Below are 20,856 nucleotides of genomic sequence, written 5' to 3'. Positions count from 1 at the left end.
GGAGCAGGGCGACGCAGGCTGCTGCCCCCTGATTTTCCCTGACAGCTTGCCCCGTGCATTTTCAGCTGACTTCAAAGTTCCGCCGCCTAGAATCCCGCCACTCACTGAAAGACAAGCGTGCTGCTCCTCATTGTTCTCCTCCCACTGTGCATCGGCACGCTGCTGACATGGTGGCTGGGCGCCAAGTCCAGACCGCTCACTGCCATCGCGGCCGGCGCCGTCACTGCAGGCAGTCTCGGGCTGCTGCTGAGCCATGCGCCAGCCGTCATGGCCGGGCAAACCATCCGAAATGCGTGGTCATGGGTGCCCGAAATTGGACTGCATTTGAGCTTCAGGCTGGACGGTCTATCGCTGCTTTTTGCGGGCTTGATTCTGTGCATCGGCCTCTTGATCGTGCTGTATGCCCATTTCTACCTGAGTCCACAGGACTCCGCGGGCAAGTTTTTCAGCGAGATGATGTTGTTCATGGCCGCCATGCTGGGTGTGGCCCTCTCGGACAACGTGCTGCTGCTGGTGGTCTTTTGGGAGCTGACCAGCATTTCTTCATTCTTGTTGATTGGCTACTGGAGCCACCGCCCTGAGGCCAGAGCAGGCGCCCGTCAGGCATTGGCCGTGACCGGCGGCGGCGGCTTGGCCATGCTCGGGGGCATGGTCATGCTCGGGCAGATCGCCGGCACCTATGAGCTCAGCGGCATGCTGGGCCAAGTGGAAGCCATCCAAGCCTCTCCGCTTTTTGTACCCGCCTTGATCTTGATCTTGCTGGGCTGCCTGACCAAAAGCGCTCAGTTTCCGTTTCACTTTTGGCTGCCGGACGCCATGGCGGCCCCCACCCCGGTCTCCGCTTACCTGCACTCCGCCACCATGGTCAAGGCCGGGGTGTTCCTGTTGATGCGCATGTATCCTGTGTTGTCTGGCACGGGTTGGTTTGAAGCCATCGTCAGTGGCGCGGGCCTGATCACCGTGCTGTTCGCGGCCTTTGTTGCCATCTTCAAGCATGACCTCAAAGGGCTGCTGGCTTACTCCACCATCAGCCATCTGGGCTTGATCGTGTTCTTGATCGGCCTGGGCTCGCCCTTGGCTGCGGTGGCTGCGGTGTTTCACGTGCTGAATCACGCCACCTTCAAGGCCTCTCTGTTCATGATCGCGGGCATCGTGGACCATGAAACCCACTCTCGTGACATGCGGCAGTTGGGCGGACTGTGGAAGTTCATGCCCTGGACCGCCACCCTCTCCATGGTCGCTGCGGCGTCCATGGCCGGCGTGCCCCTGACCAATGGCTTCCTCTCGAAAGAAATGTTCTTCACGGAAGCCGTGAACGCCAGCACCGGCCTCTGGGCCATGGCTGTGCCTGTCCTGGTCACCTTAGCCGGTGTTTTCAGCGTGGCCTATTCGCTGCGATTGGTACATGACACCTACTTCAACGGCGCACTCGGCGATGTGCCGAACACGCACCCCCATGAACCGCCGCTGGGCATGAAGCTGCCTGTCATCCTGCTGGTTGCGCTGTGCTTGGCGGTGGGGCTGTTGCCGGCCCTGACCTTCGGCCCCTTGGTGCATGTCGCCGCGACCGCCATGGTGGGCCAGCCGCTGCCGGCGTATCACCTGGCGATTTGGCACGGGTTCAATCTGCCGCTATTGATGAGCGCTTTGGCCTTGGGCCTCGGGGTAGCCTTGTATTTCGCCTTGGCTCGCGGCAAGCGACTGCATAGCCTGAGCTCTGAGGACTGGTTCGGTGCGCTGACTGGGCGGGAGATCTTGAGCCGTTTGATGGACGGCCTGTTTGGACTGTCGGGGCGCCTTTCTGCGCGGCTTGAGACCGGCTCTCTGCAGCGCTATGTGCTGTGTTTGGTGATCGCTGCCATCGTCTTGGTGGGGTCGCAGTTCATGGGTCAAGACATCAGCACGGGCCAGCGGCCACAGATGCCCGCCAACGGTCTGGCCATCGCCATCTGGGTTCTGCTGGGCGTGACCTGCTTGGCCATCGTCCTCACGCACCGCCAACGCTTTCAATCCGTGGTCTTGGTGGGTGTCGTCGGCTTGGTCACATCGCTGTGCTTTGTGAGCCTGTCTGCGCCAGATTTGGCGCTGACCCAACTCTCGGTGGAAGTGGTCTCCACCGTCATGCTGCTGATGGGCCTGGCTCTGCTGCCACAGCAGTCGCCCAGGGAGTCTAGCTCCGGGCGGCGCGTTCGTGATGCGCTGATCGCCTTGACCGGTGGCTCGGGCATGGCCTGGGTCGCATGGTTGTTCATGACACGAGACCTAGAGTCCATTTCCTGGTATTTCCTGGCCCAATCACTGCCCATGGGCGGCGGCACCAATGTGGTCAACGTCATCTTGGTCGACTTCCGTGGCTACGACACCTTCGGCGAGATCACCGTGTTGGGCATTGCCGCCATTGGCGTGCTGGCACTGATGGACGGCCTGCGTGCGCGGCGCCCTGCGGTTGACCCCGAAGGGCGGCACTGGACCTTCGCGGCCCAGCCGCTCTTGTTGAAGGTCGCGGCCTCGGTTGTGCTGCCGCTGGCCCTTGTGTTCGCGCTCTACATCTTTATGCGCGGTCACAACCTCCCTGGCGGTGGCTTCATTGCAGGCCTGATCACCGCCGTCGCGCTGGTCTTGCAGTTCATGGCCATGGGTCAAGAGCGCGCAGAAGCACTGATGCAAGCCCATGGTGGCCGCCGTTTTGTGCGCTGGATTGGCAGTGGCCTGGCCATCGCTGGCCTGACGGGCGTTGGGGCCTTTGTGTGGGGCCGCCCCTTCATGACCAGTGCGCATGGGCATCCAGCCGTGCCGGTCTTAGGCGAGTTACCCCTGGCCTCAGCCGCCCTGTTTGACCTGGGTGTGTTTTGCACCGTGGTGGGCGCTACCTTGCTGACCATCTCCGTACTGGGCTCAGTCAGCCGTGAGCGCGGACCCAAGCCTTCCTCTGATTCGGGAGTCCACGCATGAGCATGGAGTTTTTGCTGGCCTCTGGCATTGGTTTTGTCACCGCCTGTGGCCTTTACCTGATGCTGCGGGGTCGCAGCTTTACGGTGGTGTTGGGTTTGAGCCTTTTCGGTTATGCCGTCAACGTGTTCATCTTTGTCATGGGTCGTTTGTGGGTCAACGGTGCGCCTATTCTTGGAGGATCGGCTCCGATGGCAGATCCCCTGCCCCAGGCCTTGGTCCTGACGGCCATCGTCATCGGCTTTGCGACCACCGGCTTTGTGATTGAGCTGGCCTTGCGCAGCCGCCATGAGAGTGGCAGTGACCATGTCGACGGGCATGAGCCTGGCCACGCGGTGGGCTACCCACCCAGCACCGAGAAGGCCTCCCGATGATGGATGCTGTTTACGAATTCTGGTGGATGCATGGCCCCGTGTTGTCCGTGCTGCTGCCCTCTGCGACGGCGGTACTCTTGCTGCTGCTGGGCGAGCCACAGGGCATGAGCCAAACGGGTGGCGGCCACGACTCCGCCGCGCTGCGCTGGCGGAGACGTCTGAGCATGGGCTCGGTGTTGCTGGGCTGCGGCATGGCCATGGCCTTGGTGTGGCGCGCCATGGACGGCCCACCCGTCACCTATCGCCTGGGCGATTGGCCGGCGCCCTTCGGCATCGTGCTGGTGCTGGATCGCCTCTCAGCCCTGATGGTCCTGCTCACCTATGTCGTGGCTGCCCCGGCGCTCTGGTACGCGCTGGGCGGCTGGGATCGCCGCGGCCCCTACTTTCACGCCATCTTCCAGTTCCAATTGATGGGGCTGGCCGGTGCATTTTTGACGGGCGACTTGTTCAACCTCTTTGTCTTCTTTGAGGTTCTGCTGATCTCGTCCTACGTGCTGCTGTTGCATGGGCTGGGCACCGAACGCCTGCGCATGGGCTTGCACTACGTGGTGCTGAACCTGGGGGGCTCGGGCCTGTTCTTGATTGGGCTGGCCATGCTCTACGCAGTCACCGGCACGCTGAACATGGCCGACTTGAGCCAGCGCGTGGCCCAACTCCAAGGGGACAGCGCAAGCCTGGCGCGCGCATCGTCCCTGCTGTTGTTGGTGGTGTTTGGCCTGAAAGCCGCGATCGTGCCCCTCTACTTTTGGCTGCCAGGCACCTATGCCTCTGCCAGCGCCCCGGTGGCAGCGCTGTTCGCCATCATGACCAAGGTCGGCGTCTACAGCATCATCCGAACCCACTGGGTTATCTTTGGCGACGCCCCGGGTGAAGCGGCCCTGAGCGCACAAGCCTGGCTGCTCCCTGCGGCCTTGCTGACCAGCGTGCTGGGTGTCTTGGGCGCATTGGCTTCTCACAGCCTGAGCCGCTTGGTGGGCTACCTGACGGTGTCCTCAGTGGGCACGATCCTGGCGTCGGTGGGCCTGTTCACGCCCGACACGCTGTCGGCCGCGCTTTACTACATGCTGCACAGCACCATCGTGATCGCGGGCTTGTTCTTGCTGGTGGAGTTGATGGCCGCCCAACGCGGCACAGCGGGTGATGCCCTTCAACCCGCCAACGCCGCCAAAGAGCCCGTGTTGCTGGGCCTGATGATGCTGTTTGGTGCGGCCTCTGTTGCGGGCCTCCCGCCCTTGCCAGGCTTCTTGGGCAAGCTGATGATCTTGCAAAGCAGCGCGGCACTGCCCGCGCAAGCCTGGGTTTGGACCGTCGTCCTCTGCGTCGGCTTTGTCAGCATTGTGGGTTTGGCCAGGGCTGGAGTGATCATCTTCTGGCATGTCCAACCCACGACCGGAACTCCCACTGAAGCCTCGGGCTCAAGCCCCAAGATGCTGTCAGCGGCTGTGGTGCTGATGGTCATCTCCGTGGGCTTGGCGGTGAGCGCCTCGCCCATCAAACGCTATACCGACGCCACAGCCCTGCAGTTGGCGGACCGCGCCAGCTATCTGAAGTCCGTGCTGGGTGATGCGCCCAGCGCGACAACGCGCCCCTATGACGGGCAGCAAGCACCCCTCAAGGAGAAGCCATGAGGCCCCAGCCCCCTGCCTCAAGCTCTGACGTGACGCCCAAGCCGCAGCCCACCGGGGCCCCCGCATCGATGTGGTTGGCTCACCCCATACTGTCGGTGCTCCTGGGGCTGAGTTGGCTCGCTCTTTCACAGAGTCTAGAGCCTGTGCATCTGCTGTCCGCCACCTTGATCGGCCTGATCGTTCCCCGCTTGATCAGCCCCTTCTTGCCCGCAACTGGCCCGGTTCATTGGCCCACCGCCTGTCGATTGGCCATGGTGGTGCTGTGGGACATCGTGATCTCCAACATCACCGTGGCCCGCTTGGTCTTGGGGCCTTTAGAGCGCATGTCCCCGGTGTGGCTCAAAGTGCCGCTGGCCAGCCAGCATCCACGGGTGAACGCCTTGTTTGCGAGCATCATCACCACCACACCCGGCACGGTCTCTGCGGTGGTGGACGAAACGCAAGGTGTGATTTGGGTGCACGCCTTGAATGGCGATGACGCCGCAGCGATGGTGGCCGACATGAAGACTCGCTATGAAGCCCCGCTGTTGCGTGTGTTCTATCTGAACGCAGGGAGCCCCACATGAACGTGCTCGATCTCGCCCTGAACATCGGGGTGGCGGCCGTCACCCTGGCATTGCTGATGTGCGGTTGGCGGCTCTTCAAGGGCCCGCACGCCACCGATCGCATCTTGGCGCTGGACACCCTGTACATGAACGCGGTGGCCTTGATCGTGCTGCTGGGCATCCGTTGGCGCACGGAGTTGCTTTTCGAGGGCGCACTGATTGTGGCCATGTTGGGGTTCGCCTCGACCGTGGCTCTCGCGCGCTACCTCAGTCGTGGCGACGTGGTGGAATGACACTCAAGGACTCAACGCGATGAACCTCATGCTCGAATGGCTTGCAGCCTTGCTGGTGGTGGTAGCCGCCTTCTTTTTGCTGGTGGGTGCTATTGGCTTGGTGCGCTTGCCCGACTTTTACATGCGCCTGCATGCCCCCACCAAGTCGTCGACCTTGGGCGTGGGTGGCGTGCTGCTGGCCTCCATCGTGGTGGCAGCGAGCCAAGATCGCTTCGGCTTGGCCGAGTTGCTGATCACGCTGTTTGTCTTTGTGACGGCCCCCGTCTCGGCCAATTTGCTGGCTCAGGCCGCCCTGCACCAGAAGCTGCCCTCCCAGGCGGAGCCCCCCAGCGATTTGCCGCCCCAGGACCCTCAGGCTTCTGTCTGAGTCAGGCCGCACCAGCAAACGCCGGGCGGCCCCGAGCTTGCTTGAGCCCCTCAGCGAATTAGTCCCAAAACCGGGCAAATCCTGAGACGGGCTCACGCTCGGTGTGCAAACTGTTCTCGATGGCCGCCGGGTCGGCCCGGCCCAGGGCCATGCCGCAGACCACCATCTGCTCGGCAGGCAACGACAGTTCCTCTTCGATCACGCGATGGAACTGCGTGAACGCGGCCTGCGGGCAGGTATCCAGCCCCCGTGCGCGGGCGGCGATCATCACGCTCTGCACAAACATGCCGTAGTCCAACCAACTGCCTTGCTGCATCACCCGGTCGATGGTGAAGATCAGGCCCACGGGCGCATCAAAGAAGCGGTAGTTGCGGGCATGCTGGGCCTGCATGCGGGCCTTGTCGTCTTTGGTGATGCCCAAGAGCGAGTACAAGTCCCAGCCCACCTTGCGGCGGCGGTCGATGTAAGGGCTGCGCCATTCGGTGGGGTAGTAGGCGTATTCCTCGCTGTGGGAGGCGCGCTCGGCCGGGTCCAAATAGGCGGCCTCGATGCGCTGGCTCAGCGCCTTCAGCCGCTCGCCCGTCAGCACATGCACCTGCCAGGGTTGGGTGTTGGTGCCGCTGGGCGCACGGGCGGCCACGGCCAGCAGCGCTTCGAGCGTCTCGCGCGGCACCGGCGTGGGCAGGTAAGCGCGGATCGAGCGTCGAGAGCTCAAAGCAGCATCAACGGCGGTGGTGTGGGCAGCGTTTACGCTGCGGTCCTGGGGAGTGGTGGAGGTCATGATGGTGGTGAGAGAGGATCAAAAAAACAGGCTCACAGCAGCGGCATCAAGGCCTGCTTCAAGGCTGCGGGCAACGGAGCTGGGCGCCGGGAGTCTCGGCAAACGTACACATGAACAAAGTGACCGGCAGCCGCGCTCAGCGGCGCGCCTTCAGCAAACAGCCCGATCTCATAGCGCACGCTGGAGCCGCCCATTTTGGCCACGCGCAAGCCGGCCTCCACTGCGCCCGGAAAGGCCAGCGGCTCGAAATAGTTGCATTGGGTTTCGACCACCAAGCCAATCACCTCGCCGTGGTGGATGTCCAGCGCGCCAGCGTCAATGAGGTAGGCGTTCACCGCTGTATCAAAGTAGCTGTAAAAGACGACGTTGTTGACATGGCCATAGACATCGTTGTCCATCCAGCGGGTTTGGATGGGCCTGAACAGCTTGAAGTCGCTGCGGGGCCGCGCTTGCGGCCGGGTGGGAGCGGGAGGGTTCGACATGGCCCGGTGAGCTTTGTGGTGAACATCTATTTGAACAGGCCCCTCAGCACCCAAGGGCTGGGAATGGCCCAGGGGGTCGGTGGCGACCCTGCTGAGGCATGTGCATCAAGCACCCCGCCACTGTGTCCAGGCCTCAGCGGCCAATTCCAGGGTGCGGTGTTGCAGCGAGACGGTGGTGGCAATGTCATGGCCATAACCCCCAGCCATGCTCAAGGCCACGGGGATACGGCGCTCGCGCAGCCAGCTCAGCACCCGGCGGTCGCGCTGAGCCAGGCCTTCGGCGCTCAGCTTCAGGCGGCCGAGCCGGTCGCTTTCATGCGGGTCTGCACCGGCCAGGTAAAAGGCCAAGCTGGGCGGCGCGCCCGCCAAGCGCTCATCAATCTTGGCCAGCGCACCTTCTAATGCCGCCAAGTAATGGGCGTCGTCGCAGCCATCGTCCAAGTCCACATCCAAGCTGCTGGGCACTTTGCGAAACGGGAAGTTGCGGGCTCCATGCATGGAGAAGGTGAACACCGTGTCGTCTTCGCTGAAGATGTCTGCCGTGCCATTGCCTTGGTGCACGTCCAAGTCCACCACCAGCACGTGCAGCAGTTGGCGGTGGGTGCGGCGCCACTCCGCTTGCATCAGCCGGGCGGCCACCGCCACATCATTGAACACACAGAAGCCAGAGCCCTTGTCTGCACTGGCGTGATGGGTGCCTCCGGCCAGATTGGCCGCCACGCCTTCGGCCAGGGCAGATCGGGCCGCCGCGATGCTGGCGCCCACCGAGCGGCGTGCCCGCTCGGCCATCCAGGGCGACCACGGAAAGCCAATCTCGCGCAGCTCCGCCGCAGACAACAGCCCCTGCAGCACGGCGGTCACATAGCGGGGGCTGTGGGCCAGCAGCAATTCATCTTCGATGGCCTGGGGGGCCTCCGTCAGCCGGATGTGCGGCGACAGCGCTTCCACCCGCTCGCGCAGCAAGGCGTACTTGCTCATCGGGAAGCGATGGCCCGGCGGCAGGGGCAAGACAAAGCGGTCAGAGGTGTAGGCCTTCATCATTGTGCAGATTCAATGCTTACGCAGCAGGATACCCATTTGGTAGAAACATCTACGTACAAATCCCCCCCCCATTTGGGCGATACCCCGCCAATGTCGCAAAGGTGACACTCCCTCCCAACCACAGTTACGCAGCTCATTTTGCTGCACCGCAACAAAACAGCTTGCAATCTACGGATGAACCCTTAGAATACGAGTCATGTTGCAGCGCACAATGAAAGTTGTTGAGTGAGCTGCCTGTGAGTTCCAAACCGTTGAAACAGGAGATTTCTCATGCTGACTGCCGAACAAATCGTTGCCGCTCAAAAAGCCAACCTCGAAACTCTGTTTGACCTGACCAACAAGGCCTTCGAAGGCGTTGAAAAGCTGGTCGAGTTGAACCTGCAAGTGGCCAAGGCCTCCATGGGCGAAGCCGCCGAAACCACCAAGGCTGCCCTGGCTGTCAAGGACGCCCAAGAGCTGCTGAGCCTGCAAGCTGGCCTGCTCCAGCCTGCCGCTGAAAAGGCTGCTGCTTACAGCCGTCATCTGTATGACATCGCTGCTGCCACCAACGCCGAAGTGACCAAGGTTGCTGAAGCCCAAGTCGCTGACCTGCAAAAGAACTTCACCGGCTTGGTTGACACCGCCGTCAAGAACGCTCCTGCTGGCACCGAAAACGCTGTGGCCTTGGTGAAGTCGGCTCTGGCCGCTGCCAACAACGCCTACGACAGCGTGCACAAGGCTGCCAAGCAAGCCGCTGAAGTGGCCGAAGCCAACTTCCAAGCTGTGAGCAACACCGCCGTCAAGGCCAGCCAGCAAGCCACCAAGGCTCGCCGCGCTGCCTAATTCAGACGACCGCCTCCCTCGGGGGGCGACGCGCTGAAAGCCTGACGTGCGACTCAGGCCCTCACCCGCCCCACGGCAGTCGTGCGGCGGGTTTGTTTTTGGGCGCCGCTTTATCGCGTCAAAGCGGCGATCTTTTGGCGGATCGCAGGCAAGGCCGCCAAGGCCGCCTCCCGGCCAGAGGCAATGGCCTTGTGGCGCGCCGTGAAGTCGGCACTAGAGACACCCAGCAGCGGTGGGCGCATCACCACATCGGCATCTTTCAACTCAAAGGTGTTGATGCTGCGGCCCATGATGGCCACGGTTTGCATCAGGATGTCGATAGGCCCAGCCGTAGGTTTGCCCTCGGGCGGCGATGAAATGTCGACGCCAATCACGAGCGTGGCGCCCATTTGTCGGGCAAAGCGCACCGGCACGGGCGACACCAAACCGCCGTCCACATACTCCCGGTCTGCAATCTTGACCGGCTGAAACACCGCAGGCACCGCGCTGGACGCCCGCACTGCCGTGCCCACGTCGCCGCGTTGGAACAAGATAGGCTGGCCGTCCGCCAGGTCGGTGGCGACGATGCCCAGCGGCAGCTTCATGCGCTCGATCGGTGTGCCGCCGGTTTGGGTGCGCATGTATTTGGCCAAGGCCTCACCCTTGATCAAGCCCCGGCCGGGGAAGGCCCAGTCGGTGAGCGCCGATTCATCCATGCCATCGGCCATCTTGCCCAGCTCAGGGCCGCTGCGGCCCGAGGCATAGAGCGCGGCCACCAAGCTGCCTGCCGAGGTGCCCACCACCAGGTCGACCTTGATGCCCTGCTCTTCCAAGACCTGAATCACCCCAATGTGGGCAAAACCTCGGGCAGCCCCGCCGCCTAGCGCCAAGCCAATGCGCGGCGGCTTGGGCGGTGGCGGCGGAATGACGGAGGGCGGCGGCTGCACCACCACCGGTGGCGCTGGGGTTTGGCAGCCCGCCAACGCCAGGGCTGCCAGCCCCAAGCACCACTGGCGGCGGCCCCACAGACAGGCAGACACAGAAGGATCAGAAGCGTTCATCCGCCCATTCTAGGAAGAACGAAAACCTTCTATATATCTGCAAGAAATTTATAAACACCCAGAATGTAGTTCCCAAGCATATAGAGACTGCCTACAGTCGCCCCAAAGCCCAAGAAGGGCGCCTTGAACACGCACACTCCATGTACCAGTACACCGCTTTTGACCGCCAAGTCGTCCGCCAACGTGCGGCACAGTTCCGCGATCAGCTCGAACGCAACCTCGCGGGCGAACTGGCCGACGACGACTTCCGCCCCTTGCGCCTCCAAAACGGCTGGTATGTGCAGCGCCACGCCCCCATGCTGCGGGTGGCCGTGCCTTATGGCGAGCTGTCCAGCAAGCAGTTGCGCCAGTTGGCCCTGATCGCCCGCCAATACGACCGCGGCTTTGGCCACTTCACCACGCGTCAGAACCTGCAATACAACTGGATCCCGCTGCGCCAAGCCGCAGACGTGATGGACAAACTGGCCGAAGTCGACATGCACGGCATCCAAACCAGCGGCAACTGCATCCGAAACATCACCTCCGACGCCCTGGCCGGCATTGCCCAAGACGAGATCGTTGACCCCCGCCCCTATTGCGAGATCCTGCGCCAGTGGAGCACGCTGCACCCTGAGTTTGCCCACCTGCCGCGCAAGTTCAAGATCGCAGTCAGCGGCGCCCAAGAAGACCGTGCCGCCATCGGCTGGCACGATGTGGGCCTGCAGTTGCTGAAAAACGAGGCCGGCGAGGTCGGCTTCAAGGTGCTGGTGGGCGGTGGCATGGGCCGCACGCCCGTCATCGGCTCGGTCATCAATGCCTTTGTGCCTTGGCAGCAGATCCTCGTCTACCTCGAAGCCATTGTGCGGGTCTACAACCGCTTTGGCCGCCGCGACAACCTCTACAAGGCCCGTATCAAGATCTTGGTCAAGGCTGAAGGCCAGGCATTTTTTGACGCCGTCAATGCCGAGTTCGACAAGATCTTGACGCTGGATGCGGGCGGCCGCGAGCACATCATCCCGGTGTCCGAATTGGAGCGCGTCAGCCGCTCCTTCCAAGACCCGGCCGGTGTGCGCCCCGCCACCAACAACTTTGACCCGCACCGCACCGGCAACCCGCAGCCCGCCTTCCTGCGCTGGCTGGAGCGCAATGTGCAGCCGCACCGCGTGCCGGGCTACCGCGCCGTGACCTTGTCACTCAAGCGCGTGGGCTTGGCCCCGGGCGACGCCACCGCCGACCAAATGGATGCCGCCGCCACCATGGCCGACCGCTACTCGCTGGGCGAGTTGCGCGTGACCCATGAGCAAAACCTGCTGCTGCCTTGGGTGCGTGAGGCTGATTTGCTGGCCGTGTGGCATGCCGCCAAAGACGCCGGCTTTGCGACGCCCAATATTGGCCTGCTGACCGACATGATCGCCTGCCCCGGCGGCGACTTCTGCGCTCTGGCCAATGCCCGCTCCATTCCCGTGGCCGAGAGCATCACTGAGCGCTTCGACGACCTGGACGAGCTGTACGACCTCGGCCCCATCGACCTGCACATCAGCGGCTGCATGAACTCCTGCGGCCACCACCACACCGGCCACATTGGCATTCTGGGCATCGATAAAGACGGTGACGAGTGGTACCAGGTCTCGGTGGGGGGCTCCGACGGCAGCACGCTCAGCGGCGCCTCCACCCCCGGCAAAGTGATTGGCCCCTCGTTCGCGGCTGATGAAGTGCCTGATGTCATCGAAGCCTTGATCGAGGTCTACCGCCAGCAGCGCCAACCCGGTGAGCGCTTTGTGGACGCCGCACGCCGCATTGGCGTGCCGCCGCTGCGCGCCGCCGCCGACGCTGTGCGCCGCAGCACCGCGCGCACCGAGTCTGCCGACCCTGCCCTGTCCATCTGAGCTCGAGATCCAACATGCAATTCATTCATTCTCAAGACGATGTCTGGAAGCGCGTGGGGGGCGAAGACGGCCCCAAGCCCCGTGCCAATGCCCTGCTGAGCTGGGAACAATGGCACGCCGTGCGCGACACCTGGCCGCAAGGCCTTTCCGTCGGCGTGATCGTGCCGAATACGGTGGATGTGGAAGACCTCACCGACGACCTGCCCCGCCTGAGCCTGCTGGCCCTGCAGTTCCCCAAGTGGACAGATGGCCGGGCCTACAGCCAGGCCCATGTGCTGCGGGCCCGCCTGCGATTCAAGGGTGAAGTGCGCGCTGTGGGCGAGGTGCTGGTGGACATGATGCCGCTGCTGCACCGCGCAGGCTTCAACACGGTGCAGTTGCGCCCCGACCAGCGTGAAGCCAGCGCCCGCCGCGCCCTGAGCATCGTGACCGAAAACTACCAGGGCGATGTGCACGCCACCCGCCCAGCGTTTGCGAGGACTGCCCTGTGACTCTCTCCTCATCCACTGCCCCCCAAACCACCACCGACGACGACTTCGCGCCGCTGAACTTTGGCCCTTCCAGCGCCATCGACCTCTACGCCCGCAAGACCGAAGGCTTTGAGCAGCGCGTGGCCGACACCTTGGCCCAGCTCCAACAAGCCGCTGCCGAACACCCCGGCCAGATCGTGCTGGCCAACAGCCTGGGCGCCGAAGACATGGTGCTGACCGACCTGATCGCACGCCACCAGTTGCCCATCGCCCTGGGCACCTTGCAAACGGGTGCGCTCAACCCAGAGACCACGGCGCTGATCCCGGCCATCGAGCAGCGCTACGGCCTGAAGGTCGAGGTCTATGAGCCCCAGCACGAGGCTGTGGTGCACTTCGTCAAGACCCATGGCGACAAGGCCATGTACCAAAGCCTGGCCCTGCGCAAAAGCTGCTGCCAAGTGCGCAAGATGGAGCCGCTGTCGCGCATGCTGGCCAGCCGCAGCGCCTGGGTCACTGGCCTGCGCCGCGAGCAATCCGCCAACCGAGGTGCGGTGCCGCACAGCGAAGTGGAAGCCAACGGCCGCACCAAGTTCAACCCCTTGGCCGACTGGACCTGGGCGGACATCTGGCACTACATCGACACGCACAACGTGCCCTACAACGCCCTGCACGACCAGTTCATGCCCAGCATCGGCTGCGCGCCCTGCACCCGCTCCATTGCGGTGGGTGAGCCCTTCCGCGCCGGCCGCTGGTGGTGGGAAGACGAAGCCGCCAAAGAGTGCGGTCTGCACGTCAAGGCTGCTGACGCGGTGGCCGCATGAGCGACGCCGTCTTGAGCATCGGCCCCCAGCCGGGCCATGTCTGCTTCATCGGGGCAGGCCCGGGCGCGGCGGACCTCATCACCCTGCGCGGTGCCAAAGCTTTGGCAAACGCCACCGTGGTGCTGTTCGACGCCCTGACCGACCCTGGCTTCCAAGCCCTGGCCCCCAAGGCCTTGTGGGTGGACGTGGGCAAGCGTGGCTTTTGCAACTCCACAGCCCAAGCTCATATCGACGCCTTGCTGGTGCACTATGGGCGCCAGGGTGAATGCGTGGCTCGCCTCAAGGGCGGCGACCCTAGCGTCTTTGGCCGCTTGGAAGAAGAGATTGAAGCCCTGGCTGAAGCGGGCCTGAGCTATGAGGTCATTCCTGGCATCACAGCGGCCTTGGCGGCTGCAGCGGCCACCGGCCGCCCGCTGACCCGGCGTGGCCGTGGCCGCAGCGTGGCGCTGTCCACCGCCATGACGCGCGAAGGCGCCTTCACCGCTGGCCAGCGCGCCGACACCGAAGTGTTCTACATGGCGGGCCGTCAATTGGCCGCTCTATCTCGCCGTTTGCTGGACGCGGGCTGGGCCGCGGACACCCCGGTGATGGTGGTGTCGCGGGCCGGTTGTGCCGACCAGTCTCAATCCGACCACACTGTGGCCACCCTGGCGGCCGCCGTGGTCTTGCATGCGGGGCGCCCTAGCGTGGTGACCGTCGGTGTAGGCGCCAGCCCCATGGCCGCCAGCACGGCCCGCACTGTCCAGGGCAGCGAGTTTGAGGGGCATCACGCCAAGGCCTGCGCCAGCGCCTAAAATCCGCCGTTTATCGGCCTTTGCCAGTCTGGGCCGCCCGCCAGACTGCTGCCGACACCATTTCATTGACCGAGGCCTTGGCCTCATCCAAAACTTCTCGACCATGACCCACGTCGTCACCGAAGCCTGCATCCGCTGCAAGTACACCGACTGCGTCGACGTTTGCCCCGTCGACTGCTTCCGCGAAGGCCCGAACTTCCTGACCATTGACCCGGATGAGTGCATCGACTGCGCCGTTTGCATCCCTGAGTGCCCGGTCAATGCCATCCTGCCTGAAGAAGATGTGCCTGGCGACCAGCAAGCCTACATCAAGCTCAATGCTGATCTGGCCAAGAAGTGGCCCAGCATCACCAAGCGCAAAGCACCCTTGCCCGATGCCGATGAGTGGAAAGACCGCAAGGACAAGCTGGATCAACTGATCCGTTAAGACGCTCAAGTCCTTGTCCAAAGCCCGCTGCTTCAGCGGGCTTTTTCTTAGGCCGCATAGAATGCTCGCCTGCCGTGGTTCAGCTTGTCTGGGCCACGCATTCGCTAGGGGTGTTGTCACCACAGCTTGCTGTGATGCCGACTGAGACAGTCCCTTTGAACCTGATTGAGGTAATCCTCGCGCAGGGAAGCCATCGAACCACCGTGGGCTCGCCTTTTCTGGCACCCACCCAAAGTCTCCCGATGTTGCTCACCTGCCACCAACTCATGAGTTGCGATGGCACACACTGCTTTTTCCTCCCGCGCCTGGGGCTTGGCCCTGGCACCCTTGTTCACGCTGAACTTCCCGCTGCATGCGCTGGCCCAGGCCAGTGCCGAAGCCGCCAAGCCTGAGTCAGTGACCGTCACCGGCCGCTATGAAGCGCCACCGGCGCAAATGGCCGGTTTTGGCGAGGTACCGCTGGCACGCACGCCGCTGCAGGTCACCAGCATCAACACCACCGCGCTGCGCGATTTAGGCATCGACACCTTGGGCGAAATCACCAAGCTCGACGCCAGCATCGGCGATGCCTACAACGCACCGGGCTATTGGTCCTCTCTGCGCGTGCGTGGCTTTCAACTCGACAACCGAAACAACTACCGCCGCGATGGCCTGCCCATCAGTGGCGAGACCGCCCTCCTGCTCGACAACAAAGAGCGCCTCGAAGTCCTCAAGGGCATCAGCGGTGCGCAGGCGGGCCTCAGCAGCCCAGCGGGCTTGGCCAATCTTGTGGTCAAGCGCCCGCGCGGCCATGCCACCAGCCTGCTGTTGGGCTGGACCGAACAAGCCAGCTTGAAGGCGGCTGTCGATGTGGACCGCCAACTCGGAGCGACAGGCAGCGAGGACAGCCTAGGCTTGCGCGTCAATGCCGCCTACGAAAAGCTGGCCCCTCAGCTTCGTAACGCCAAAGGTGAGCGAGGCCTGCTGGCCGCCGCGCTGCAGGCCAAGCTCAGCCGCGATGATGTATTGGACGCCGAGGTCGAGTGGAGCCGTCAGTCCCAACCCAGCGTGCCGGGCTTCAGCCTGCTGGGCGCCACCTTGCCCAGCGCTGATAAGTTCGACCCGCGCCTGAACCTCAACAACCAGGCCTGGAGCCAGCCCGTGGTGTTTGAGGGCCAAACCGCCAGCCTGCGCTGGACGCGGCAGATCAGCACAGACTGGCAGCTCACCGCCCATGCCGCCAGCCAACACCTGCACACCGACGACCGCTTGGCCTTCCCCTATGGCTGCAGCGCGGAGAACAACTACGACCGCTATTGCAGCGACGGCAGCTTCGACCTCTACGACTTCCGCAGCGAAGGCGAACGTCGCCGCACACAGGCTCTGGCTTTAAGCCTTGAGGGCCGTCTGCGTACGGGCAGCCTGCAGCACCATCTCTCGACCGGCCTGCAATGGAGCCAGCTCACCGCGCGCTTTGGCCGCCAAGCCTATAACTGGGCCGGCGTGGGCCAGGTGGATGGCAGCGTGCAAGTGCCCGCAGCACCGGAGCTGACGGACGAAAACACCCACCGCGACGAGCGCAGCCTGGAATGGCATCTGCGGGACCGCGTAGCGCTCAACGCCGAATGGAGCCTGTGGCTGGGCCTGCGCGCGAACCAGTTGGACCGCAGCAGCGTGCGCACAGATGGCAGCCGCGCCATCAGCTATGAGCAAAGCTTTGCCACCCCCTGGTTGGCCGCCACCTGGCAGTTCAGCCCAGAGACCATGGCCTATGCCAGCTGGGGCCAAGGCGTCGAGACGGATGTGGCCCCCAACCGCCCGCGCTACACCAATGCCGGCGAGCCCCTGCCCGCCCTCAAGAGTGACCAAGTCGAAGTCGGTGTGAAGCACAGCAGCAAGACCCTGGGCTGGGGTGTGACACTGTTTGACATCCAACGGCCCGTGGCAGCCGACCTGGGCGCGTGCGACATCGACAACAGTTGCACCCGCCGCCTTGACGGCAACGCCCGCCACCGCGGCTTGGAGGCCAACGCTGACACCCGCTGGGGCGCTTGGAGCCTGCGCGGCAGCGCAATGTGGCTGCAAGCCCGCCGCGAAGGCAGCGCCACCGCCAGTCTCAATGGCCTGGTGCCCGACAACGTGGCCCAGCGCAGCCTGCGGCTGATGGCCGCGCACCAGCTGGCCGCCCTGCCTGGCCTGACCCTGCAAGCCCAATTGGCCCACGAAGGCCCGCGCTATGTGCTGCCCGACAACAGCCTGCAAGTCGCGTCGTGGACCACCACCAGCCTGTCGGCCCGCTACAGCCTCAAGGCCGTGGGGGCCGAGTGGCTGTTGCGCGCCGGCGTAGACAATGTCTTTGACCGCCGCGCTTGGCAAGAAACGCCCTATCAGTACGGCCACAGCTACCTCTACCCGCTGGCACCGCGCACCTGGCGCGCCTCACTGCAAGTGAATTTGTAAGTCGAATTGGTGAAGCAGCAAATTTTCTGCCTATAATCTGAGGCTTCACTTCCCCGATAGCTCAGTCGGTAGAGCGCCGGACTGTTAATCCGTAGGTCCCTGGTTCGAGCCCAGGTCGGGGAGCCAAGTGAATCACCCTCAGTGGTGTACCGATCAATTCCTCGATAGCTCAGTCGGTAGAGCGCCGGACTGTTAATCCGTAGGTCCCTGGTTCGAGCCCAGGTCGAGGAGCCAATTCAAGCCAAAGTCAGCCGGAGCAATCCCTCTGACTTTTGTGCTTTTTGACGGCACAAATTTGGACCCACCCAAGTGCTGTGGGTAAGCGTTTGTCGTTACGATCTCGTTGCCCACCCACTTTCACGCTCAGTCACTTATGAACCTCCTACTCTTTATCGGCGGCTTGGTGCTCTTGGTCTTGGGTGCGAACGCACTCGTCAGAGGGGCCTCAAAGCTGGCACTGTCTTTTGGCATCAGCCCCCTGGTTGTGGGGCTGACCATCGTGGCCTTCGGCACCAGCGCGCCAGAAATGGCCGTGAGCGTGGGCGCCGTGATGGACGGCAAGATGGATCTCGCCGTGGGCAATGTGGTGGGCAGCAATATCTTCAATGTGCTGTTCATCTTGGGGGTCAGTGCCCTCATCGTGCCCTTGGTTGTCCATGTGCAATTGATCCGCCAAGAGGTGCCCATCATGATCGGTGCGGGCCTGCTCCTGGCGGTCATGTCACTGGATGGCGGCATCTCCCTGTTTGACGGCGTGCTGCTTTGTAGCCTGCTGATCGCCTACACGGTCTTTCTGATCGTGCAATCGCGCCGAGAAAGCGCCGGCGCAGCCAGCGAGTTCGAGGCCGAGTTGCAGCCTGCAGCCCAGGGCTCCTGGGACAAGCATTGGCTGGTGCAAGTGGCCCTGATTGCCGTGGGCCTGGCCGCATTGGTGCTGGGTTCTGGCTGGATGGTGACGGCGGCCGTGAGCTTCGCCAAAGCCCTGGGCGTCAGCGACCTTGTCATTGGGTTGACCATCGTGGCGGCGGGCACCAGCCTGCCCGAGGTGGCGGCGAGCCTGACCGCCGCCTTCAAGGGCGAGCGCGACATTGCTGTGGGCAATGTGGTGGGCAGCAACACCTTCAACATCTTGGGCGTCGTCGGCCTGTCAAGCGTCACAGCGAGCAGCATGGGGGGCACTTTGCCCATCGCCCCCGCCCTGCTGAGCTTCGACTTGTGGGTCATGTTGGCGGTGAGTTTGGCGTGCCTGCCGGTATTCATCAGCGGCTGTGAGATCGCCCGCTGGGAAGGCGGCCTCTTCTTGGGCGGTTATGCCGCCTATGTGGCCTATCTGATCATGGCCGCACAGCAGCACGCTGCTTTGCCCACGTTCTCCTCGGCCATGCTGAGCTTTGTGGCACCGATCTTGATCGTGACCTTGATCGTCACACTCTTCATGCGGCGCAAGGGCCAAGATGGCTGAAGCGCTGGGCCTTAGGGTTGGGTGGCTTCGCGCAGGGTCAACCAAGCCGTCGTGCCCTGGCCTGGGCTGCTGCTCATGCGGAGTTCACCGCCCAGCAGCTTCATGACATCTTGAGCCAAGCTCAGTCCCAGGCCTGCCCCCGGCACGTGGCCGCTCTTGTCGGCTCGCCAAAAGCGTTCGGTGGCATGGGCCAGTTGCTCTTGGTCCATGCCCACCCCCTGGTCACACACCTTGACACTGACTTGGCGCCCGGTCTCTTGACCGGACTCCACATCTAGGCCGACGGCGACTGTGCTGAGCGCTTCCGAGTACTTGTAAGCGTTCGACAGCAGATTTCGCAAGACTTGCTTGACCTCGGTTGGCTCGGCCCAGGCCACCCAAGGGCCCTCACCCACTTGGAGCACAGGCGCGTGGCGGTCTGGAGGCACGGGGTAGTCACTGATCACCTCACAGGCCAGCGCATGCAGGTCGACCGGCTCTAGGTCAAAGGGCAGACCGCCGCGCGCATCAATGCGCGCCATGTCCAGCAGCTCATTGACGATGGTCATCAACACCTCACACTGGCGATAAATGGTCGCCAGCATCTTCTTTTGCCGCTCCGTGGGCATGTCGTAGTTCAGCAGCAGCTCGGTATAGCCATAGACGCTGGCCAGGGGCGTGCGCAGTTCATGCGCCGCTGCCGTCAGAAAGTCCGCCTTGATCTGCTCGGCTTCTAACTCCACCGTCACATCACGCACCCTCAGCAGGTGCGTGCCCTCAGCGTCGCCGCCCTCGCCCTTGCTGCCAGCCGCATTGACGGCCTGGTGCCACGAAAACTCCACTGTGCGCCCCGGAGACGCGGTCACGCCCGTCTGCACCGAGCCTGTGTGCAAGGTCGCCTCGTCCAAACGCAGATCGGCTTGGGTGCTGAGATGCCTCAGGGCTTGCAAGACCGCTTGCAAGGTCTGGCCCATGGCCGCCTGTACATCCAAGCCCGTCAGGCGTCCCACCGCATCGCTAGAGAAGCGCAAGCGATAGTCTTCGTCGAAGGACAGGAAGCCATCGGGGCTGATGGCAGCGATGGCGCCCAGTTCCTCCTGGCGTCGGCGGATGTCGGCCTGAATGCGCTTGCTGTCGTCGATGTCATGCATGGAGCCGGCAATCCGGCTGTGCTGCGCGCTGCCGTCGCGGAACACCTTGCCCAAGAGCTTGAACCAGCGGTAGACCCCACTCTTGGTCTTCAGGCGGCACTCCACATTCAGGTGCGGCGCGTCATCCAGCGCGCCGCCCAGGGCCTCAAAGTAGCTGCCTTGGTCGTCCTCATGCACGAGGGTGTCAAACACGGCCAAGTCCGCCGCAATCTCGCCCGGGCTGTAGCCCAACATGCGGTAGAACTGAGGCGACCACCACATGGTTTGGCTGTGGGTGTCCAGCCAATCCCACAGGGCTTGACTGCCGCCTTCCAGCGCCAGATCCAGACGCTCCTGGCTGCGCTTGAGGTCATCAACGTTTTGCAGCGAACCCGCCATGCGCCGGTGCTCGCCCTGCTCATCGCGCAGCACTTTGGCGCGAGATCGGAACCAGCGGTAGCCACCGGCCTTGGTCAGCAGCCGAAACTCGACCCGATAGTCGGCACCGCCCTCCAGGGCCTGCGCCAAGGCCGTGAATGTGGCCGCTTGATCGTCCGGGTGCAGCAGGCTGTCGAAGCTCACCAAGCTGGGCTCGATCTCGCCCATCTCATAGCCCAGCAAACCGACAAACTCGGGCGACCACCACATGTCCTGGCTGTGCGTGTCCAGCCAATCCCAGAGGCCATCGTTGCCGCCTTCCAGTGCAATGCGCAAGCGCTCGTTGCTCTCACTCAAGCGCTCCTGCGCCGCCCGCTGAAGCGTCATGTCGGTGGCCACGAACATGATGGGAGACGGCGCGTCTGGCACCGGGCGCCAACACGAGACCTCCATCCACAGCGCCTGACGCTCTGGGCGCTCAAAGGAAATCAGGCCGCAGTTGGTGGACGCTTCGGCGCCGGCCGTCAAGGCCTCCCAAGCGGAGGGCGGCTGCCAAGCGCTGACCCAACCCCGCACATCGCACCCCATCAGATGCTGCATCTCATCATCAAGAGCCCGCGCGAAGGCCGGATTGCCGTACACCAAGCGACCTTCGGTGTCCGCCGCAAACACGGGCAAATGCCAGTGCTCCGTGAACTGCAAGCCCACAGGCGACGCCGCCAGCACAACTTCAATTGGTGCGCGGTCTGTCATGCTCGCCCTTCAACTT

General features: G+C 63.5%; 19 protein-coding genes, 2 tRNA genes and 1 riboswitch. Of the genes, 16 read left to right on the top strand and 5 right to left on the bottom strand.

Going from position 1 to position 20,856, the window contains the following annotated elements:
- The first annotated feature begins 117 nt into the window (after positions 1–117).
- The 6 genes from ACIQ3Q_RS12350 to ACIQ3Q_RS12325 are packed head-to-tail and all read left to right on the top strand — an operon-like array spanning position 118 to position 6,156.
- A complete protein-coding gene (locus ACIQ3Q_RS12350) occupies positions 118–2,952 on the top strand; it encodes a monovalent cation/H+ antiporter subunit A (RefSeq protein WP_396269380.1) in 2,835 nt (944 codons plus the stop codon).
- Between the two features lie 2 nt (positions 2,953–2,954).
- Positions 2,955–3,323, top strand: a complete 369-nt coding sequence (locus ACIQ3Q_RS12345; protein ID WP_396269391.1) for a Na+/H+ antiporter subunit C — start codon at positions 2,955–2,957, stop codon at positions 3,321–3,323.
- Positions 3,320–4,951, top strand: a complete 1,632-nt coding sequence (locus tag ACIQ3Q_RS12340) for a monovalent cation/H+ antiporter subunit D (protein WP_396269379.1) — start codon at positions 3,320–3,322, stop codon at positions 4,949–4,951. Before ACIQ3Q_RS12345 ends, ACIQ3Q_RS12340 begins: the two co-directional genes overlap by 4 nt.
- The gene (locus tag ACIQ3Q_RS12335; protein WP_396269377.1) at positions 4,948–5,517 is read left to right on the top strand and encodes a Na+/H+ antiporter subunit E; all 570 of its coding nucleotides are present in this window, start codon (positions 4,948–4,950) and stop codon (positions 5,515–5,517) included. The genes ACIQ3Q_RS12340 and ACIQ3Q_RS12335 overlap by 4 nt, the downstream gene beginning before the upstream one ends.
- Complete coding sequence (locus tag ACIQ3Q_RS12330; protein ID WP_396269376.1) at positions 5,514–5,789, top strand: K+/H+ antiporter subunit F; 276 nt, start codon at positions 5,514–5,516, stop codon at positions 5,787–5,789. The genes ACIQ3Q_RS12335 and ACIQ3Q_RS12330 overlap by 4 nt, the downstream gene beginning before the upstream one ends.
- A 19-nt stretch (positions 5,790–5,808) precedes the next feature.
- Positions 5,809–6,156: a Na+/H+ antiporter subunit G gene (locus ACIQ3Q_RS12325; protein WP_396269375.1), complete on the top strand. Its 348-nt coding sequence runs from the start codon at positions 5,809–5,811 to the stop codon at positions 6,154–6,156.
- Positions 6,157–6,214: 58 nt separating this feature from the next.
- On the opposite strand, the gene ACIQ3Q_RS12320 is transcribed toward ACIQ3Q_RS12325, so the two are convergent.
- The 3 genes from ACIQ3Q_RS12320 to ACIQ3Q_RS12310 form a co-directional block, all read right to left on the bottom strand.
- Positions 6,215–6,937 carry a nitroreductase gene (locus tag ACIQ3Q_RS12320; protein ID WP_396269374.1) on the bottom strand — a complete coding sequence of 241 codons (723 nt, stop codon included), beginning with the start codon at positions 6,935–6,937 and terminating at the stop codon, positions 6,215–6,217.
- A gap of 32 nt (positions 6,938–6,969) precedes the next feature.
- Positions 6,970–7,419, bottom strand: coding sequence for an acyl-CoA thioesterase (locus ACIQ3Q_RS12315; RefSeq protein WP_396269373.1), 450 nt, complete (start codon positions 7,417–7,419; stop codon positions 6,970–6,972).
- A 105-nt stretch (positions 7,420–7,524) separates the two neighbouring features.
- The gene (locus ACIQ3Q_RS12310) at positions 7,525–8,457 is read right to left on the bottom strand and encodes a histone deacetylase (protein ID WP_396269372.1); all 933 of its coding nucleotides are present in this window, start codon (positions 8,455–8,457) and stop codon (positions 7,525–7,527) included.
- A gap of 273 nt (positions 8,458–8,730) precedes the next feature.
- Between ACIQ3Q_RS12310 and ACIQ3Q_RS12305 the strand changes: the two genes are divergently transcribed.
- Positions 8,731–9,282: a phasin family protein gene (locus ACIQ3Q_RS12305; RefSeq protein WP_396269371.1), complete on the top strand. Its 552-nt coding sequence runs from the start codon at positions 8,731–8,733 to the stop codon at positions 9,280–9,282.
- A 110-nt stretch (positions 9,283–9,392) separates the two neighbouring features.
- Here the strand turns inward: ACIQ3Q_RS12305 and ACIQ3Q_RS12300 are convergent, their stop codons facing one another.
- Positions 9,393–10,322, bottom strand: a complete 930-nt coding sequence (locus ACIQ3Q_RS12300; protein WP_396269370.1) for a patatin-like phospholipase family protein — start codon at positions 10,320–10,322, stop codon at positions 9,393–9,395.
- A gap of 140 nt (positions 10,323–10,462) precedes the next feature.
- On the opposite strand from ACIQ3Q_RS12300, the gene ACIQ3Q_RS12295 reads away from it, so the two are divergent.
- The 9 genes from ACIQ3Q_RS12295 to ACIQ3Q_RS12255 all read left to right on the top strand — a co-directional run bounded on the left by ACIQ3Q_RS12295 (position 10,463) and on the right by ACIQ3Q_RS12255 (position 18,600).
- Positions 10,463–12,187: a nitrite/sulfite reductase gene (locus ACIQ3Q_RS12295; protein ID WP_396269369.1), complete on the top strand. Its 1,725-nt coding sequence runs from the start codon at positions 10,463–10,465 to the stop codon at positions 12,185–12,187.
- A gap of 14 nt (positions 12,188–12,201) precedes the next feature.
- Positions 12,202–12,678: a DUF934 domain-containing protein gene (locus ACIQ3Q_RS12290; RefSeq protein ID WP_396269368.1), complete on the top strand. Its 477-nt coding sequence runs from the start codon at positions 12,202–12,204 to the stop codon at positions 12,676–12,678.
- A gap of 53 nt (positions 12,679–12,731) precedes the next feature.
- Positions 12,732–13,478: a phosphoadenylyl-sulfate reductase gene (locus ACIQ3Q_RS12285; RefSeq protein WP_396269390.1), complete on the top strand. Its 747-nt coding sequence runs from the start codon at positions 12,732–12,734 to the stop codon at positions 13,476–13,478.
- Positions 13,475–14,272: a uroporphyrinogen-III C-methyltransferase gene (cobA, locus tag ACIQ3Q_RS12280; RefSeq protein WP_396269367.1), complete on the top strand. Its 798-nt coding sequence runs from the start codon at positions 13,475–13,477 to the stop codon at positions 14,270–14,272. The genes ACIQ3Q_RS12285 and cobA overlap by 4 nt, the downstream gene beginning before the upstream one ends.
- A gap of 103 nt (positions 14,273–14,375) precedes the next feature.
- On the top strand, positions 14,376–14,699 hold the full coding sequence (gene fdxA, locus ACIQ3Q_RS12275; protein ID WP_396269366.1) for a ferredoxin FdxA: 324 nt from the start codon (positions 14,376–14,378) through the stop codon (positions 14,697–14,699).
- Between the two features lie 96 nt (positions 14,700–14,795).
- Positions 14,796–14,904: riboswitch (TPP riboswitch) on the top strand.
- Positions 14,905–14,975: 71 nt separating this feature from the next.
- On the top strand, positions 14,976–17,138 hold the full coding sequence (locus ACIQ3Q_RS12270; protein ID WP_396269365.1) for a TonB-dependent siderophore receptor: 2,163 nt from the start codon (positions 14,976–14,978) through the stop codon (positions 17,136–17,138).
- A gap of 50 nt (positions 17,139–17,188) precedes the next feature.
- Positions 17,189–17,264: transfer RNA gene (locus ACIQ3Q_RS12265), tRNA-Asn, on the top strand.
- A 32-nt stretch (positions 17,265–17,296) separates the two neighbouring features.
- Positions 17,297–17,372, top strand: a tRNA-Asn gene (locus ACIQ3Q_RS12260).
- A 139-nt stretch (positions 17,373–17,511) separates the two neighbouring features.
- Positions 17,512–18,600: a calcium/sodium antiporter gene (locus ACIQ3Q_RS12255; protein WP_396269364.1), complete on the top strand. Its 1,089-nt coding sequence runs from the start codon at positions 17,512–17,514 to the stop codon at positions 18,598–18,600.
- 11 nt (positions 18,601–18,611) lie between these two features.
- Here ACIQ3Q_RS12255 and ACIQ3Q_RS12250 read toward each other — a convergent pair whose 3' ends face one another.
- A complete protein-coding gene (locus tag ACIQ3Q_RS12250) occupies positions 18,612–20,840 on the bottom strand; it encodes a PAS domain-containing protein (protein WP_396269362.1) in 2,229 nt (742 codons plus the stop codon).
- Positions 20,841–20,856 lie beyond the last annotated feature (16 nt).

Source organism: Ideonella sp. (genome assembly GCF_044358605.1).
Classification (GTDB): domain Bacteria; phylum Pseudomonadota; class Gammaproteobacteria; order Burkholderiales; family Burkholderiaceae_C; genus Ideonella.
Note: the sequence above shows the minus strand (reverse complement) of the source record. Positions and strands in the feature narration are given on the sequence as shown.